This is a genomic window from Pseudonocardia sp. Cha107L01 (genome assembly GCF_052566575.1).
Map to the genome: position 1 here is coordinate 4,847,079 of NZ_CP199579.1, position 17,001 is coordinate 4,864,079.

The 17,001-nt window shown below is 73.7% G+C and carries 15 protein-coding genes; 8 read left to right on the forward strand and 7 right to left on the reverse strand.

The window, feature by feature from the left end:
- Positions 1-17: 17 nt before the first annotated feature.
- From ACTXG6_RS22800 to ACTXG6_RS22810, 3 genes are all read right to left on the reverse strand, one after another.
- A complete protein-coding gene (locus tag ACTXG6_RS22800) occupies positions 18-1,133 on the reverse strand; it encodes a polyprenyl synthetase family protein (RefSeq protein WP_445189827.1) in 1,116 nt (371 codons plus the stop codon).
- A gap of 100 nt (positions 1,134-1,233) precedes the next feature.
- Entirely contained in the window at positions 1,234-1,911 is a 678-nt protein-coding gene (locus tag ACTXG6_RS22805; RefSeq protein ID WP_445189828.1) for an LppM family (lipo)protein, read from the reverse strand.
- A gap of 26 nt (positions 1,912-1,937) precedes the next feature.
- Positions 1,938-2,585, reverse strand: a complete 648-nt coding sequence (locus ACTXG6_RS22810; RefSeq protein ID WP_445190089.1) for a GNAT family N-acetyltransferase — start codon at positions 2,583-2,585, stop codon at positions 1,938-1,940.
- A gap of 226 nt (positions 2,586-2,811) precedes the next feature.
- On the opposite strand from ACTXG6_RS22810, the gene ACTXG6_RS22815 reads away from it, so the two are divergent.
- Both ACTXG6_RS22815 and ACTXG6_RS22820 read left to right on the forward strand, forming a co-directional pair.
- Complete coding sequence (locus ACTXG6_RS22815; RefSeq protein WP_445189829.1) at positions 2,812-3,129, forward strand: hypothetical protein; 318 nt, start codon at positions 2,812-2,814, stop codon at positions 3,127-3,129.
- A gap of 53 nt (positions 3,130-3,182) precedes the next feature.
- Positions 3,183-3,599: an SAV_6107 family HEPN domain-containing protein gene (locus ACTXG6_RS22820; RefSeq protein ID WP_445189830.1), complete on the forward strand. Its 417-nt coding sequence runs from the start codon at positions 3,183-3,185 to the stop codon at positions 3,597-3,599.
- Here the strand turns inward: ACTXG6_RS22820 and ACTXG6_RS22825 are convergent.
- A complete protein-coding gene (locus ACTXG6_RS22825; RefSeq protein WP_445189831.1) occupies positions 3,571-4,467 on the reverse strand; it encodes a ParA family protein in 897 nt (298 codons plus the stop codon). The two genes, ACTXG6_RS22820 and ACTXG6_RS22825, sit on opposite strands and share 29 nt — an antisense overlap.
- A 204-nt stretch (positions 4,468-4,671) precedes the next feature.
- Here ACTXG6_RS22825 and ACTXG6_RS22830 point away from each other — a divergent pair, with 204 nt between their 5' ends.
- Positions 4,672-5,469, forward strand: a complete 798-nt coding sequence (locus tag ACTXG6_RS22830) for a class I SAM-dependent methyltransferase (RefSeq protein WP_445189832.1) — start codon at positions 4,672-4,674, stop codon at positions 5,467-5,469.
- A gap of 576 nt (positions 5,470-6,045) precedes the next feature.
- Entirely contained in the window at positions 6,046-6,423 is a 378-nt protein-coding gene (locus ACTXG6_RS22835) for a DUF3040 domain-containing protein (protein ID WP_445189833.1), read from the forward strand.
- A gap of 198 nt (positions 6,424-6,621) precedes the next feature.
- On the opposite strand, the gene ACTXG6_RS22840 is transcribed toward ACTXG6_RS22835, so the two are convergent.
- Genes ACTXG6_RS22840 through ACTXG6_RS22850 form a run of 3 tightly spaced genes read right to left on the reverse strand, consistent with a single transcriptional unit; the run spans position 6,622 to position 11,676 of the window.
- Positions 6,622-9,387, reverse strand: coding sequence for a transglutaminase family protein (locus ACTXG6_RS22840; protein ID WP_445189834.1), 2,766 nt, complete (start codon positions 9,385-9,387; stop codon positions 6,622-6,624).
- On the reverse strand, positions 9,387-10,631 hold the full coding sequence (locus tag ACTXG6_RS22845; protein ID WP_445189835.1) for a DUF58 domain-containing protein: 1,245 nt from the start codon (positions 10,629-10,631) through the stop codon (positions 9,387-9,389). The genes ACTXG6_RS22840 and ACTXG6_RS22845 overlap by 1 nt, the downstream gene beginning before the upstream one ends.
- Positions 10,624-11,676, reverse strand: coding sequence for an AAA family ATPase (locus ACTXG6_RS22850; RefSeq protein WP_445189836.1), 1,053 nt, complete (start codon positions 11,674-11,676; stop codon positions 10,624-10,626). Before ACTXG6_RS22850 ends, ACTXG6_RS22845 begins: the two co-directional genes overlap by 8 nt.
- 331 nt (positions 11,677-12,007) lie before the next feature.
- Between ACTXG6_RS22850 and mraZ the strand changes: the two genes are divergently transcribed.
- From mraZ to ACTXG6_RS22870, 4 genes are all read left to right on the forward strand, one after another.
- Positions 12,008-12,439 (forward strand): division/cell wall cluster transcriptional repressor MraZ, encoded by a 432-nt coding sequence (gene mraZ / locus ACTXG6_RS22855; protein WP_445190090.1) that lies wholly within the window; start codon positions 12,008-12,010, stop codon positions 12,437-12,439.
- Positions 12,440-12,618: 179 nt separating this feature from the next.
- Entirely contained in the window at positions 12,619-13,596 is a 978-nt protein-coding gene (gene rsmH / locus ACTXG6_RS22860; RefSeq protein WP_445189837.1) for a 16S rRNA (cytosine(1402)-N(4))-methyltransferase RsmH, read from the forward strand.
- Between the two features lie 85 nt (positions 13,597-13,681).
- A complete protein-coding gene (locus tag ACTXG6_RS22865; protein WP_445189838.1) occupies positions 13,682-14,545 on the forward strand; it encodes a hypothetical protein in 864 nt (287 codons plus the stop codon).
- Positions 14,546-14,652: 107 nt separating this feature from the next.
- Complete coding sequence (locus ACTXG6_RS22870; RefSeq protein ID WP_445189839.1) at positions 14,653-16,389, forward strand: peptidoglycan D,D-transpeptidase FtsI family protein; 1,737 nt, start codon at positions 14,653-14,655, stop codon at positions 16,387-16,389.
- Positions 16,390-17,001: the final 612 nt, after the last annotated feature.

Below are 17,001 nucleotides of genomic sequence, written 5' to 3' on the forward strand. Positions count from 1 at the left end.
CTGTCGGCGGAGCGCCGTCAGGCCAGCCGTCTGGTGGCCGCGTGCGCCAGCTCGGGCAGCCTGGTGGCGGCCGGCTCGGCCACCTCGGCGCCGGCCAGCGCGGCCAGCGCGGACTCGGTGAGCTGCTCGATCCGCTGTTCCAGCACATCCGAGGTGCCCAGCTCGCACAGCGCCTCGCGGACCCGGTCCACCCCGTCGGCGTCGAGGCCCGGGTCGCCGAGCGCCTCGGTGAGCAGAGTCAGCGTGGCGCCGTCGCCGCGCTCCCGTGCCGCCTTCATCGCGAGTGCCATCAGCAGGGTGCGCTTGCCCTCCCTGAGGTCGTCGCCGGCCGGTTTGCCGGTCACCTCGGGGTCGCCGAACACGCCGAGCATGTCGTCGCGCAGCTGGAACGCGACCCCGATGTCGGCGCCGAACCGGCTGTAGGCGTCCACCAGCTCGGCCGGCGCGCCGGCGAGTGCGGCGCCCAGCTGCAGGGGGCGCTCCACGGTGTAGGCGGCGGTCTTGAACCGGTTCACCCGCAGCGCGGTCGCCGCTGTGTCGTCGCCGCTGACCTGGCCCCACACGTCCAGCAGCTGCCCGCCCACCAGGTCGGTGCGCATCGCGGCCCAGACTGGCCGCACCCGTTCGCGCACCGGCTCGGGCAGCTCGGCGGAGTGCAGCAGGTCGTCGGCCCAGACCAGCGCGAGGTCGCCGATGAGGACGGCGGCGGCCAGGCCGAACCGGTCCGCGGTGCCCAGCCAGTCCCGGTCCCGGTGCCGCGCGGCGTACGCCACGTGCACCGTGGGCCGGCCGCGGCGGGTGTCCGAGGCGTCGATCAGGTCGTCGTGCACCAGCGCGCTGGCCTGCACCAGCTCGAGTGCACTGACCGCGCGCAGCACCTGCTCGGCCAGCGCGCCGTCCGGCTGGCCACCCGCGCCGCGCCAGCCCCACCAGGCGAAGGTGGGTCGGATCCGCTTGCCGCCGCCGAGCACGAACCCGGTGAGCGCGTCGGCGGCGTCGGTGAACGAGTGGTGCACGGTCTCGGTGTAGCGGCGCCGCTCGGCCAGGTACTCGGCCAGCGCCGCCTCCACCCGGGTGACGAGCTGCTCGTCCAGCGGGTGCGGCGGGGAATCGGCGAGCGGTCGGGCGGTCATGGCTACTCCTCGGCGGGGCGGGTGCCCGGTGTGCAGGGTGACAGTCTCCGGCCATCCCCGCCCGGCGGTGCGGCCGGCACGGGCGGGCGGGGCCACCCGCTCAGGGACCACGCCCCGACCCCGGCACCGGCGGGTTGCGGTGCGCCTTGGCCAGCAGCACCACGGCGACCGCGGCGGCGCCCACCACGGCGGCGACCAGCAGGGTCCACCGCCCGACCGACGGGGTGGACGGGTCCGGCGAGCTCAGCACCGCGTTGAACTGGCTGACCTGCCCCGGGGTGAACACCCAGCTCACGGTGCCCGCGGTCGAGATCCCGTCGGTGCTGACCAGGTCGCCGGGGAAGGCGACCTTGAGCTGCACGTCCGCCCGGTCCACCGGCACCGCGCTGAGATCGACCTGGCCGCCGAGCACCACCAGGCCACCGGTGCGGCGCAGCTCGAAGCGGAACCGGCCGTTGGCCAGCGGCGCCACCGAGGTCAGCGAGTTGACCTGGTCGAACCGCAGCCCGCTGAACTGCAGCCGGGACCCCACGTAGCCGCTGTCCTGGTAGGGCGCCACCGATACCCGGCCGACCAGTGGGGCCGGCACGGTGATGACGGGGGCGGGCCCGCCGGCGGTGCCGATCACGATCTCGCCGGCCACCGTGTCGTCACTCTGGATGGCCAGCGCGGTACGCACCTGGGTGCAGCCGCCCAGCAGCCCCGCGGCCACGAGCAGGAACAGTGCCAGCGCGGCCCCGGCGAGGCGGCGCGGCGGCCGGGCGAGGGGGGAGCGCACCCGGCCATCGTGCCACCCGGGGTTCGTCAGCCGCGGCCGGACGGATACGGCTCGCCCGGTGAGCCCTCCGGCGGGCCGCCGGCGGCGGTCGCTCCGGGCGGTGGCGCGGGCAGCGGGAGGGACCGGCCGAGCACCGCGAACGGGCGCGGGTCGCCGACGAACCGGTGCTGGCGCAGCACGTCGACGAAGCCCAGCCGGCGGTAGAGCCGCCAGGCGCGCGCGGGTGCGGCGGGGTCGAGCTCCGGGGTGGACAACAGCACCGAACCCCGGTCGCAGCCCTCGAGCAGGGCGCGCAGCAGGTGTTCGCCGAGCCCACCGCCCTGGGCGCGGGGCAGCACGTGCAGCTCGGTGAGCTCGAAATAGTTGTTCAGCCAGTGCAGGCCGCGCGGATCGGTGCTGAGCAGGCCGCGCCGGACCTCCTCGTGCCACCACTGCCCTCGGGCGCCGATGTAGCCGTAGCCGAGCCCGAGCAGCGCGTTGCGCTCGTCCAGCGCGCCGACCGCCCGCCAGCCGGGGCGGTGCGTGTGCTCGCGCCACAGCGGCGCGCGCTGGCGGATCGCCGACCGCGGATAGCCCATCGCGGCCACGTAGACGCCCAGCGCGTCGGACAGCCGGTCGGTCAGCCCGAGCGGGGTCAACCGGACCACCCGCAACCGGGGCGGCGCGGCGGTCACCGGGCGGCCCCGGTGGTCGGGCGACACGCCGGCGGGGCGCCGGCGGGGTCCGGGGGCGCGGCGGGGGACGCGGCGGGCATGCACACATGACATCACATGTGGGGCCCGTGTGGACTTGACGATCGACCGCGGAAGCGCTGTACTTGTCGTATCGAACATGTGTTCGAGATCGGGTCGGGCCGGTGGCGCGACCGGGTTCCGGTGACGTCTGAGGAGTGTGGCAGCTGTGGGTGTGCTGACCCGCCGGTTCGGATCGCGGCAGCCGACGCCGGTCCAGGTTCGCTGGCAGGACGGCGAACCGGTCGAGTTCCAGCGGCGCCCGGTGCGGCGCGGTCCCCGGTTTCTCGTCATGGATGTGCGGGAGCGCTGGATCGAGGAGTCGCCGTGGCCGTTCCCGTCCCCGATGCCGGTCGGCGGGGATCGGCTGCGCTGCTGGCGGGTGATGGCGCGGTCGTCGGCCGATCTGGAGCGCCCGGCCGAGGAGTTCGTGCTCCGGATGCGTGCCGGGCCCGGCGTGTGGGACCTGATCCGGCTCGAGGACTGACGAGCTGGACGACGTGGCGAGCTGGCAGACGTGGAAGAGACGGGAGGTGTGAGATGACAGCAACGTTGCCGTTGGGGTTCGCAATGGTGGCCGGCCCGCCGCCATCGCAGGCCGCGTTGGGTCTGCTCAGGCAGGCCGAGCAGGGGTTGGCCGAGGCGGAGCGGCACACGGACCCGCTCCGGCGCTACGCGACCGCGCACCTGGCCGCGCTGCGCGCCGGTGCGGCGGTACTCGCGGTGCGGGCACAGCCGGCCCGGCCGAGGCGTGGCGGGCGCAGCGTCTGGCAGCTGCTCACGGCCGTCGCGCCCGAGCTGACCGAGTGGGCCGCGTTCTTCGCCGCCGGTTCGGCCACCCGTGCCGCCGCGGAGGCGGGCATCACCCGGCTGGTGACCGAGCGGGCGGCCGACGACCTGGTCCGTCAGGTGGCCCAGTTCATCGACGTCACTCGCTCGCTGGTGGGCCGCCGCTGAACATCGCGTGCCGGGAGCCGGGCCAGTTCGGAGCGTCGCGATCCGCGCTGCGCAGGATCCGGCCGAGCAAGCTGTTGAACACCGTGGACACCTCGCGGGCGCCGGGAGTGTCCCAATGCTGGATCGGCACGCACGCGCCCTGCGCCTGTTGGATGGCCGAGCGGTCCGGCACCGTGCCGGTGAGCACCAGCGGTCCGAACAGTTCGCGCAGCTCACCGACCCGGAAGGTGTGCTCGGCGGACCGCGAGCGCACCCGGTTGATCAGAACCCCGAGTGGCTGCAGTCGGGGGTTGTGCTCGACCCGCTCGTTCTGCACCGCCTCGAACGCGCGCTGCACGCCGGCCACCGCGAAGATCGTCGGGTCGGACACCAGCACCGCGCGGTCGGCGGCGACCAGCGCGGAGCGGGTGAGCTGCCCCAGCGAGGGCGGGCAGTCGATGATGACCAGCCCGTAGTCGGTTTCGTCGGTGCCGTCCGAGGCGGCTCTGTCCGCTCCGTCCGCCCCGTCTGCTCCGTCGCGCGGCCGCAGCCGGTCCAGCGCGCGGTCGAGTCGGCCCAGCTGCTTGAGCGACGGATCGGGGTTGTTGTGCCGCTCGTTGGTCTCCGACCCGACCAACACATCAAGATCGTCACCCCAGGCGCTCGGGCTGATCGCGCGGCGCAGCACGGAGCGGCGAGGGTCGTCCAGGACGTCGGACACGGTCGCCGCGGTCGGCTCCGGCTCCAGGGCCACGGTGGCATTGGCCTGCGGGTCGAGGTCGACGACCAGGGTGCGCACTCCGCGCTCCAGCGCCGCGCCGGCCAGCCCCAGTACCACCGTTGTCTTGCCCACCCCGCCCTTGAGGCTGAGCACGGCGATCACCTGCACCCGGTCAACCTACCGTGCCTGCTCATCGGCGGGACCGCTGCCTGCCTGTGCCTCCGGCGCGGCCCGGCGCCCGGCCGAGCGCTCGGCACCGCGTCGGCCCCGAGCGCCGATCATCCAGCCGGATCCCGCCGATCCGGCTGGATGATCGGCTGGGCACGCCCTAAGCTGCCGCCGTGCGTAGCCGGTGGGCCGGATGACGGTCGGATGAGGGTGGCTGGTGCCGGCGAATCCGGCCAACTGTCGGAGGGGGGTCTGCCCAGCGTGGACTCGGCCGTCCGTCGAGCTCTGCGCGCCGAGGTGGCGCGGGCCCGGGAGCGGCGCGGCGATCTGCCGGTCCGGGTGCTGGATGTGGGCGGGGGCAGCGGCGTCTGGTCGGTGCCGATGGCCGCCGCCGGGTGCCAGGTGACCGTGGTCGACCCCAGCCCGAACGCTCTCGCCGCACTGCGCCGCAGGGCCAGGGACGCCGGCGTCGCGGACCGGGTGACCGCCACCCAGGGCGACGTGCAGACACTCGCGGACGCCGTCCCGGCGGACGGTGCGGACCTGGTGCTCGGGCACGGGCTGCTCGAGGTCGTCGAGGACGTGGCCGCCGCCGTCGCCCAGCTCGCCGAGGCGACGGAGCCGGGTGGCGCGGTGTCGGTGCTGGTGGCCGGCCGCCACGGGGCGGCCCTCGCGCTGGCGCACGCCGGTCGGCTGGCGCAGGCGCGCACCGTGCTCACCGATCCCGGCGGTCGATCCGGACCGACCGACCCGCTGCAACGCCGACTGGACCTGGCCGGTCTGCGGGGACTGCTCGAGTCCGCCGCCCAGCTGTCCATCGAGCTGGCCCAGGGCGACGGAGTGTTCGAGGGCTGGCTGCCGGCGGCGGTGGCGGGAGATCCGGGCGGCGGGGACGGGCTGGCCGAGTTGGCCGACATCGTGGCCGGCACGCCCGAACTCCTCGTGCTGGCCGCCCGGCTGCACGTGCTGGCTCGCCGGCCCACGCCCGACTGGCCCGGCTGACGCCCGAGTGGCCCGGCTGACGCCCGAGTGGCCCGGCTGACGCCGAGTGGCCCGGCTGACGCCGAGTGGCCCGGCTGACGCCGAGTGGCCCGGCTGACGCCGATCCGGGTATCGCGGGGTTGCCCAGGGGTGGGGCCGAGGCCCGCGAAGATCAAGTGTGCTCCGCCACGCCACCCCATTTGGCTGTCACCCGATCCGGCGACATTTTGGGGTCGGATCCGGGGCGCTGGGGCGGCGACGAGCGGCTGACCACGGGCGACGGGGTGCGGTTCACGTTGCCCCGAACGGGGCGGTCCACCCCGTAGGGGACGTTGAGCTGGCGGCAAATGCCGCTCGGCGCGGATCGGACGCCGTTTCGGCGGTGCCAGCCGAGGTTGTCGACGAGGCTCGACGGAGCCGCCCGGCGCGGGCTCACGGGCTCCCCATGGAGTATCTTCCGGACCTCTTTTCAGGTCCGGGTAGTCGCATCTTGCCGAGGCTCGTATCCTGGCAGTAACGCCCGCTCCTGGGCGCTCGTTGGGTGGCGGTGGCACGGCGCGGCACCTGACGACCAGACCCTGTGCCGGAGGCGAAGACATGCCCCTCTCCGAGCACGAGCAGCGGCTGCTCGAGCAGATTGAGCGCGCTCTCATAGCGGAGGACCCCAAGTTCGCGTCGACCGTGCGCGCGGGCCGGTTGCGACGGCCAACCCGGCGGCGACGGCTGCAGGGATTGGTTCTGTTCGTCCTAGGTCTGGTAATGCTCGTCGTCGGTGTGGCGGTCCGCTCCATCTGGCTGGCGAACGTCCCAGTCGTCAGTGTCATCGGGTTCCTGGTCATGTTGACCGGGGCGGTTCTGGCCGTTACCTCGATCGGCGCAGGCAAGAAGGCACCGAACAAGAGCGCCGAGCCCGACCGCAACCGGTTCGGCGGAAAAATGGAAGAGCGGTTCCGGCGGCGCTTCGAGCAGGACTAGAAGCTTCCCGAATTCCCTCGCGCACCAGGCGGCCACCCAGCGGGTGGCCGCCTGAATCGCTATGGGCCCACGTTGCCGCGCTCAGCTAGCCCGGGTTCGCCAGTCAACCGCGGCCCACGTTGCCGAGGTCAGGCCGGCCCGCCGGTCAACCGCCGATGAGCCGCGCCGCCGGTCACCGCCGATGAGTCGGCCCGCCGGTCAACCGCCGATGAGTGAGCGGGCCCGGTTGCCGATTCGCTCGGTGAGCCGCCGCCACCACCGCCGGCCCGGCATCGCGGAACGCGGCCACAGTCGGGCGGGCAGTGTCAGGGGTGCCCTGGTGCTCAGCCCGGCGCGCACCGTGGTGACCGCTGAGACCAGCGCGGATCCGGGTCCCGGGTCGTGCCGCTCGGCGTACCAGCCGCGTTCGACCGCCCCGATGACCGTCTTCATCCCGTCGATGGCCGGCCCGTCGAGCCGGTAGGTCCGGACCAGTTGGCGCGCGGTGGCCCGAACCGTGTCGTTCTCGGCCGGCTCGCTGCCCCGGTCCCGGAACTCGGCGAGCACCTCGCGCCAGGCGGCCACCGCCCCGTCCGGGCCACCGCCGCCCGCGCGGGACATCCGCCGGCGGCGGCTGAGCGCGCGCACCGCGGCCGGGGTGAACGCCAGCGCGACGAGCGCCAACAGCACCAGCATGGCCAGTAGCAGCGCCCAGACCGCGACCAACAGCCCGGCGATGCTCAACTCCCGGCTGAGTCCCGTCCCGTTGTCGGCCGTCCCGTTGTCGGCCGACTCCTTGTCGCCCGACCCGTTCTGGTCGCCGGACCCGTCCTGGCCGCCGGTGGACTGATCGGCTGAGTCACCCGACTGGCCACCGGACGGGTCGGCCCCGGGCCGGTCACCGCCGGACTGGTCACCGCTGGACTGGTCACCACCGGCCGACGGGCCCGGCGCGGCGCCGGCCGCCGCGCCGGGCCCGTCGGCCGGTGGCACCGGAGCACCCTGGCCACCGGGCGGAGGGCTGGCCTGGGGGGCGGGGCCGCTGTCGCCCTGCTGGGGGTTGCCCGCGCCCGTCGAGGACGGGACGTTGATCGGCACCCGCGGCGCGTCGGCCACGTAGCCGGGCGTCACGGAGCGGCCGTCGTCCAGTGGGGTGGGGTCGAAGGTGAGCCAACCGATGCCGGCGAAGTACGCCTCGACCCAGGCGTGCGCGTCGCCGGTGGTGATCGAGCGGTAGGTGCCGTTGTCCTTGCCGGCGCTGAACCCGACGGCCACCCGCGCCGGCACCCCGACGGTGCGCAGCATCACCGCCATGGCGGAGGCGAACTGCTCGCAGTAGCCGGTCTTGCCGTTGGTCAGGAAGTCGACCAGGGCGTCGCCGGAGTTGCCCGGCCTGGTCTTCAGGCTGTATTTGAAGCCGAACGCCGGGTCCAGGAAGTACCGGTTCAGCGCCACGGTCCGGTCGAACGGGGTGTGTGCCTGCCTGGTGACCGCCTTGGCGATCGCGGTGATCCGGGGGTCCACTCCGCTGGTGTCCAGGAAGGTGGGGCTGACGTCGGTGGCCGGCGGGATGTTCTCCAGGGTCGCCACCGACGGGTTCGGCAGCCCGGCGCGCTCGGTCCAGGTCAGCTCGTGGGTCGGCAGGTCGGTGAAGGCGGTCCCGCTCAGCACGTCGTAGTGCCAGCGGCCGGGCACCACGCCGGTCACCCCCATGGGCAGCCCGTAGAGCGGCAGCCACTGGTCGAGGTATCCGACGTTCCTGATCTGCACCGTGGCGGTCGGGTTGTCGACCGGCACCGCCAGCCCGGACGGCAGGGACTGGTCCAGCGTGACGCCGTTGTAGCGGTCCGGCAGCAACCAGCCCTGCTGCGGCACGTAGCGGTTCAGGGTCAGCGCGCGCAGGTACAGCGGGCCGGGCAGCCCGGTGACCCGGAGCAGCTCGTTGGGATCGCCGTTGTCCAGTTGGCCGCGCAGCGAGGTGAACGGGTTGAGCCCGAACTGGCCGGTGGTCTCGGGGGAGGAGCCGATGCCGTTGCCGGTGAACCGGCCGTGGGTGCCGATCGGGGTGGCCAGCAGTCCGACGCCGATGGCGGCCAGTACCGCGACGGCCGTCAGCACCAGGGCCAGCGGCGCGCCGGCCCCGGTCGGCAGCACCCGGCCGACCCGGTGCAGCGTCCGCCGGGCCGAGGACAGCGGGGTGACGTCCGCCCGGACCGGCCGCGCGGTCGGGATCCCGCGCCGGGCCTGCCGGCGGCGGTGCTCGGTGACCAGCAGCAGTGCGTAGCCGACGGCACCGGCGGCGATCGAGAGGTCCGGCAGCGCCTTCGGGGCCAGCGCGGTGGGCACCGTGTACGCGCCGAGCAGCACCAGCCCGCAGACCGCCGGCCCCTGCCCGGCCACCGCCATGGCGTCCACGCCGATCGCCACCACGCCGAAGCCGACCGACACCAGCAGCAACATGGCCGGCGAGGTGGCCACCGGTGGCACGCCGCTCTCGATCTGGGTCATCGCGGCGGACAGGCCGTGCCAGAGATCGCCCAGCGCGGACGGCCCCGGCAGCACCCCGATCACCGGGTCGGTGCTGAACACCCCGGCCAGCAGCAGCGCCAACCCGACCAACTGGATGGCAGCCACGATCGCCACGTGCAGCCGGAACAGCCGGGCCAGCCCGCCGAGCACCACCACCAGGCTCACGACGGCCAGCGCGTACCAGAACCAGCGGTGTCCCTGCAGCACCCCGCTGAGTGCACTGGAGCTGAGTGCCACCGCGAGCCCGGCGGCCACCGGCACCAACCGGGGCGCCCAGCGGGCCGAGGCGGGCGTGGGCGGGCGGTGCTGCGGAGGCGCCGACCGGGAAGCCGGGTCCGCCGGCCACACCGGGCCGGCGCCGGCCGAGGTGCCGCCCGCCGAACCGGTTGGCGATCCGGTGCCGGAGTCGTCCCGGGGGCCGGCGGTCGCCGCCGGCGGCGCGGTCGGTGAACTCATCAGCCGCTGCCCAGCCGGACCGGCAGCCGCCGGCAGAAGTCGTTCCACACCTTGTCCGGTCCGCGTTCCGGCCGGCCCACCAGCACGGACCAGCCGGCCTCGGTGAATGCCCTGGCCGGTGCGGCGACGCCGGTCACCGGCCGGGTCTCCTGAGGCGCGGTCCAGGCGGCCACGTCGAGCAGCACCGCGTGCCCGTGCCCGCCGTGGGCGCCGGCGATCAGCGGCTGCACCAGGGCGGAGTCGACCGAGCCCAGTACCGCGAACAGCTCACCACCCTCGCTGGGCGGCGGCACCAGGCCGGGCTGGGTGCACGGGCGGACCGTGGCCAGTACGTCGAGCAGTGCCTCGGGGTCGCGCCCGGCGGCCAGCGTGGTGCCGTTCTCGGCGACCAGGGTTACCCGGCGGCCCGCGTTCATCAGGTGCCGGCAGACGCTGGCCACCAGCTCGATGGACCACTCCAGGCTGGCCTGCGCGCCGATGCCCCGGTGGGCGTGGACGCGCCGGTCCAGCAGCACGGTGACGCCGCCGTGCCACGGCCGTTCCTCGACCCGCACCATCAGCGCGTCCCGGCGCGCGGTGGAGCGCCAGTGCACCGTGCGCAGCGCATCGCCGGGCTGGTACTCCCGGACCATCGCATCGTGCTCGCCGAGACCCCGGCGCAGGCCGGTCGCGCCGGCGTCGCCCTCGCCCCGGCCGAACCCGTCCGGCAGCCCGGACAGCTCGGTGACCCGGGGGAGCACGGTGAGCTGGGTGCGGCCGGACAGCTCGCGCTCGTACTCGGCAAGGCCGAGCGGGTCGCTCACCCGCATGGTGAGCGGGCCGACCAGGTGCACCCCCCGGACCGTCGGGGTGATCTGGTAGCTCAGCTCCAGCGGCGGGTCGCCACGGCGGGGTGGCCGGGTGACGAACCGGGCCGAGCCGCCCAGCGCGTCCGGCAGCGCGTCGGAGAGCACCAGTCCGCCGCCGAGCAGCCGCCCCGAGGTGTGCACGGTCAGCTGGGCCGTGGCGGCCGACCCGGCGGACAGCCGCACCGGTTCCAGGGTCCGCTCGGCCCGCACCACCAGCCTGGTCCGGGCCGCCACCAGGGCGGCGAGCAGCGCCAGCACGATCACCAGCACGCCGATCCGCAGCAGGTCGCGCTCGTTGAGCACCACCGAGCACACCGACGCCGAGACGCCGGCGGCGATCAGGCAGCGGCCCAGCGTGGTCAGCCCGCTGGGTACGTGGTGGTGTTCCTCAGCCACGGGGCGCGCCGGGGCCGCCCGGTCCGTGCGGTACCGGCAGCCGGCTCAGCAGCGCACGCACCAGGTCGGGCGCGGTCCGCCGGGTGGTGAGCGATTCGGGGGTGAGCACCAGCCGGTGCGCCAGCACCGGTCCGGCCACCATGTGCAGGTCGTCGGGCACCACGTACTCCCGACCGGACAGCGCGGCCTGGGCCCGGGCGGCGCGGACCAGGTGCAGGGTGGCCCGGGGTGAGGCGCCGAGGCGGACCTCCGGCAGCCGCCGGGTGGCCGAGGAGATCTCCACGGCGTAGCGACGCAGCTCGGGGGCCACGTGCACGCCGCGCACGGTGGCCAGCAGGGCCTGCACCTCGGCCGTGTCGGACACCGGGCCGAGGGTGGCCAGCGGATCCTGGGCCGAGTGCTCGTCGACCATCGCCAGCTCGGCGGCCGGGTCCGGGTAGCCGATGCTGATCCGTGCGGTGAACCGGTCCCGCTGCGCCTCCGGCAGTGCGTAGGTGCCTTCCATCTCCAGCGGGTTCTGGGTGGCGACCACGAGGAACGGGTTGCCGAGCGGGTAGGTCATCCCGTCGACGGTCACCTGGTGCTCCTCCATGCACTCCAGCAGCGCGGACTGGGTCTTGGGGGAGCCGCGGTTGATCTCGTCGCCGATCACCACGTTGGCGAAGATCGGGCCGGGGCGGAACTCGAACTCGCTGGTCTCGCGGTTGTAGACGGACACCCCGGTGATGTCGCTCGGCATCAGGTCCGGGGTGAACTGGATCCGGCTGACCGCACAGTCGATGGACTTCGCCAGCGCCTTGGCCAGCGAGGTCTTGCCCACCCCCGGCACGTCCTCGACCAACAGGTGTCCCTCGGAGAGCAGGGTCACCAGTGCGATGCGGATGGCCTCCGGCTTCCCCGCGATCACCCGCCCCACGTTCTCGGTGATCCGCCCGGTGACGGTGGCGAGTTCCGGCAGCGACATGGGGGCGGGTCGGCTGCTCGTCGTCGTCATTCGACCTCCCCGTAATCCGACAGCGCCGGTCCGACACCGCCAGTCCGGCAATGCCGGTCCGGCAGCGCGCGATCAGTCTGTCAAACCGTGACCGGACGGTCATCGACTCGGTACCCCCACCTTCCCCCACGGCGACCCCCGCTGGTCCGGACGGGCCGCTCTGCCGCGGCATTTGCCCAGTTCCGCTGGGTCGAATGGGGTCCAAGCCGGTCTGCCAGGACCATGATCGGCACTCCGGCCACATTGCCGCCCCCACCTTCCCCCACCGGTTGTGAACTGGGGAAACCATCACTGATCGGGCGGTGCCGGGGGGAGTGCGCGTTGACTGTGGTGCAAAGTGGGGTAATGTGGTGATCGTTGGAGCCAAGGGGAGGCGATGCCGGTGTTTCTCGGCACGCACACGCCCAGGCTCGACGACAAGGGCCGGCTCACGCTGCCGGCGAAGTACCGGGACGAGCTGCGAGGGGGGATGATGATCACCAAGGGTCAGGACCGCTGTCTCTACGTGTTCCCCCGTGACGTCTTCGAGCAGCTGGCCCGCAAGGTGGCCGAGGCGCCGTTCACCAACGAGTCGGTGCGCGCCTACCAGCGCTACCTGTTCGCCGGCACCGATGAGCAGAACCCGGATTCGCAGGGCCGCATCCCGATCACCGCCGAGCTGCGCCGCTATGCCGGGCTGAGCAAGGAGTGCGTCGTCATCGGCGCGGTCAACCGGCTGGAGATCTGGGACGCCCAGGCCTGGCAGAGCTATCAGGAACGACACGAAGACGAGTACGCACAGGCGCAGGAAGAGGTACTGCCCGGCATGTTCTGACATGCCGCGGCGTGGCGAGGTTCGGGTGTCCCGAGGCCTCCACTCCGCTGCTGGTGGCCCTGGCGCACCTTCCCCGGTGCCAGGTCCGCCGGGAGGGGAGCGGAGACCTCGGGACATCCGGGTTCCGCGCCCGGTACACGTCCCGACCCTGCGCGAGTGACCCAGAAAGGGGGCGGCCGGTGTCAGACTCAGTCCCGGAACCAGCGCCGGGTGCCCAGCACGTCCCGGTGCTGCTGGACCGGGTCCTCGAGCTGCTCGCGCCGGCGCTGAGCGGCGGCCCGGCCGTGCTGGTCGACTGCACGCTGGGGCTCGGCGGGCACTCCGCCGCGCTGCTGGCCGCGCACCCCGAGCTCACCCTGGTCGGGCTGGACCGCGACCCGCAGGCACTCGAGCTGGCCGGGCGCCGGTTGGCCCCGTACGCGGAGCGCACCCACCTGGTGCACGCCCGCTACGACGAGCTGACCGAGGTCCTCGAGGAGCTGGACATCCCCAAGGTCCAGGGTGTGCTGCTCGACCTCGGGGTGTCCTCGCTGCAGCTGGACGCGGTGGACCGGGGTTTCGCCTACTCCCGGGACGCCGCGCTGGACATGCGGATGGACCCCACCACCGGCCAGACCGCCGCCGACGTGGTGAACACCTACCCGCCCGGTGAGCTGATCAGGGTGCTGCGCGACTACGGCGAGGAGCGGTTCGCCAAGCGGATCGTCTCCGCCGTGCTGCGTCGACGTGAGCGGGCTCCGCTGCGCACCAGCGAGGAGCTGGTCGAGCTGCTGTACGAGGCGGTGCCGGCGGCCTCCCGGCGCACCGGCGGGCACCCTGCCAAGCGGACCTTCCAGGCGTTGCGCATCGAGGTCAACGGCGAGCTGGAGTCGCTCGAGGGGGTGCTCCCGGCGGCGATCGACGCGGTCGCGGTGGGTGGGCGCCTCGTTGTGCTGGCCTACCACTCGCTGGAGGACCGGCTGGTCAAACAGGCATTCGCGGAACAGTCGCGCTCGCGCACGCCGCCCGGCCTACCGGTCGAGCTGCCCGGCCACGGGCCGAGGTGGCGGATGCTCACCCGAGGGGCCGAGGGGGCCGGCGCGGAGGAGACCGCCGAGAACCCGCGCGCGGCGTCGGTCCGGATGCGCGCCGGCGAACGAATCGCGGAGGCGGCATGAGTGGCACGGAGCGAGCGGGCGAGCGAGTCAGTGGCACGGAGCGAGCGGGCGAGCGAGTCAGTGGCACGGAGCGAGGAGGGTTGCGATGAGTGCACCCGCGGTTGAACGTCCCCGCCCGACCCGTGCGGCCCGCCCGGCTCGCCAGGCCCGCCCGACCATGCCGCGGCGGTCGACCGGGGTGCCCGCGCCCCGCGACGCCAACGGCGCGATCGGCCGCGCCTATGCCCGGCGCGCGGTGCGGGAGCGGCGCCAGTCCGGCGAGGCGAACGACGCCACGTCGGGGCGGTCCCAGTTCGTACTGCTGATCATGGTGCTGTTCGGGGTCGGCCTGGTCGCCTCGCTGTGGCTCTCGACCACGGCGGCCGCCGACTCCTACCGACTGGATGCCGCGCGGCAGGCCACCCGCGACCTGTCCGAGAGCAGCGAGTCGCTGCGCACCGAGATCGCGTCGATGCAGTCCGCCCCGGCGTTGGCCGCCGCCGCCCGGCAGATGGGCATGGTGCAGGTCTCCGACGTGGCCCGCTTGGTCGTGCGGCCGGACGGATCGGTGCAGGTCGTAGGCGCGCCGAAGGCCGCCGTCGCACCCGCCGCGCCGGCTCCGGTGCTGGCCCCGGCCGCCCCGCCGCAGGTGCCCGGCCAGCCGCCGGTCGACCAGCAGCAGGGGACCGGTACGCAGGTACCCGACCAGCAGCAGGGCACCGGGCAACAGGCCGCCGACGACCAGGTCGCACCCGAGCAGCCGGGGGTGCCCGCTGAGCAGGGACCGGTCCAGGGGACCGGGACGGTCCAGCAGGCACCGGTGCAGCAGGCGCCGGTCCAGCAGGCGCCGGTCCAGCAGCAGGCGCCGGTCCAGCAGCAGGCGCCGACCCAACAGGCGCCGACCCGACAGCCGGGCTATGCGCCGCCGGCCGCCGCCGCGGGCCCGTCCGTCGCCGTCGCCGGGCACTGATGCGCACCGCCACCCCACCCCGGACCCGTCCCAAAGCCCGCTCGAGCCCACCCGTCCGCCGTCCCCGGGGACCGGCCGCCGGCCGCGTCGACCACAACCGGCGGTTGGTGATCGGCCGACTGATCATGGTGACGCTGCTGGTGCTGGCCGGCGTGAAGCTGGTCACCGTGCAGACGGTGCAGTCCGGGCAGCTGCGCGCGGACGGTGACAAGCAGCGGGTCACCCGGCTGCCGCTGCCCGCCGAGCGGGGTTCGATCCTGGACCGCTCCGGCGCGCCGATGGCGTTCAGCGTGCAGGCCAAGGCGCTGGTCGCGAACCCGTTCCTGATCGGGCGGGACCAGGGCGCGAACGCGATCAACCGCAAGACCCAGATCGCGATCGGCATCGCCCAGCTGACCGGCGTGGACGCCTACCAGCTCTACGCCGCCCTGAACACCGACAAACACTACGTGATCCTGGTGCCGCTGGTCGAGCCGGCGGTGGCCCGCGCGGTCACGGAGCGCTTCCCGGAGATCGCCCAGGAGGACCGGGAGTCCCGGCAGTACCCGGGCGGCCCGCTCGCCGCCAACATCATCGGTGCCGCCTCCTGGAACATGGACCAGCACAAACTGCACGGCGTGGTGGGTCTGGAGGCGTCCCAGGAGAGCCTGCTGGCCGGCACCGACGGTTTTCGCGTGGTGGACACCGCCGAGGGCGGCAACACCGTCATCCCGGGCAGCGAGCGCGCCGAGAAGGCGGCGGTGCCCGGGTCGAACCTGCAGCTCACGCTGGACTCCGACCTGCAGTACACGGTGCAGCAGCAGCTGGCCGCCTACGTGAACCTGCACGGCGCCAAGGACGGCAGCGCGGTGGTGCTGGACGCGCACACCGGTGAGGTGCGCGCGCTGGCCACCAACGCCACCTTCGACCCGCGCGACCTGGCGGCGGCCAGCGCCAACCAGCTCGGCAACCCGGCGGTGACAACGCCGTTCGAACCGGGCTCGGTCAACAAGATCATCACGATGGCCGCCGCGCTGGACTCCGGGCTGGTCAACCCGATGTCGGTCAAGGACGTGCCGGACAGCATCAAGATCGCGGACCGGACCATCCACGACGCCTGGACGCACCCGACCCAGCGGTTCACCCTGACCGGGATCCTGGCCCGCTCGTCGAACGTCGGCACGTTGATGACGGCGCAGCAGATCGGCCCGGACCGGTTCTGGACGATGCTGAACAAGATGGGCCTCGGCAAGCGCACCGGCGTCGGCCTGCCCGGCGAGAGCTCCGGGCGGGTGCCGCCGAGAGACACCTGGTCGGGTTCCACGTTCGGCAACCTGCCGATCGGGCAGGGACTTTCGATGACCGTGCTGCAGCTCGCCGACATGTACCAGTCGGTGGCCAACGACGGGCTCCGGGTGCCGCCCCGGATCGTGGCGGCCACCATCGACCCGGACGGCACCCGGCACACCGAGCCGAGGCCCGACCCGGTGCGCGTGGTGTCCCCGCAGATCGCCCAGCAGCTGCGCCAGATGCTCACCGCGGTCACCCAGGCCGGCAAGGGCGTGCAGCGCGGCACCGGGGTGGACGCGGCGGTGCCCGGCTACGAGATCGCCGGCAAGACGGGAACCGCGCAGCAGGTCAACCCGGCCTGCGGGTGCTACTCGTCGAACAACTACTGGATCACCTTCGCCGGCATGTTCCCGGCGCAGGCACCCCGGTACGTGGTGGCGATCATGCTCGACGCGCCGACCCACGGCCAGAACGCCTCCGGACTCTTCCACCAGATCGCGTCCACCCTGGCGCAGCGCGACCAGATCCCGGTGGACCCGAACCCGGCGCCGATGGTGCCGCTGGTGGTCCCCTGACCGTCGGGTGTCGGCCTGTTACGTGCCGGCCTGTTACCGAGCTGCACACCAGGCAGGTTTCACGGCTCGGCAGCCGGCGTCCTGTGCAGCTCGGTAACAACGTGCGCTCGGCGCCCCCGCTCAAGGGGCCGGCCGCCGGGCTGCCGAGGCAGCTGCCTGTCGTTACCGAGCTGCACATCAGGCTGGTTTTTCGGCCGCCAGACCTGCACCCTGTGCAGCTCGGTAACAACGTGCGCTCGGCGCCCCCGCTCAGGGGGCCGGCCGCCGGGCTGCCGGGACAGCTGCCTGTCGTTACCGAGCTGCACACCAGGCTGGTTTTTCGGCCGCCAGACCTGCACCCTGTGCAGCTCGGTAACAACGTGCGCTCGGCGCCCCCGCACAAGGGGCCGGCCGCCGGGCTGCCGGGGCAGCTGCCTGTCGTTACCGAGCTGCACATCAGGCTGGTTTTTCGGCCGCCAGACCTGCACCCTGTGCAGCTCGGTAACAACTGGGGTGTCAGGCGGCGGGCCGGCCGTTGGTTGCCCGCTCGACGGTGATTCCCGGGTGATAGCAGCGTGGCGTCGCCCAGCGGGCGGTGCGGCACGACGGGCGGCCCGACGCCCCACCCACCCC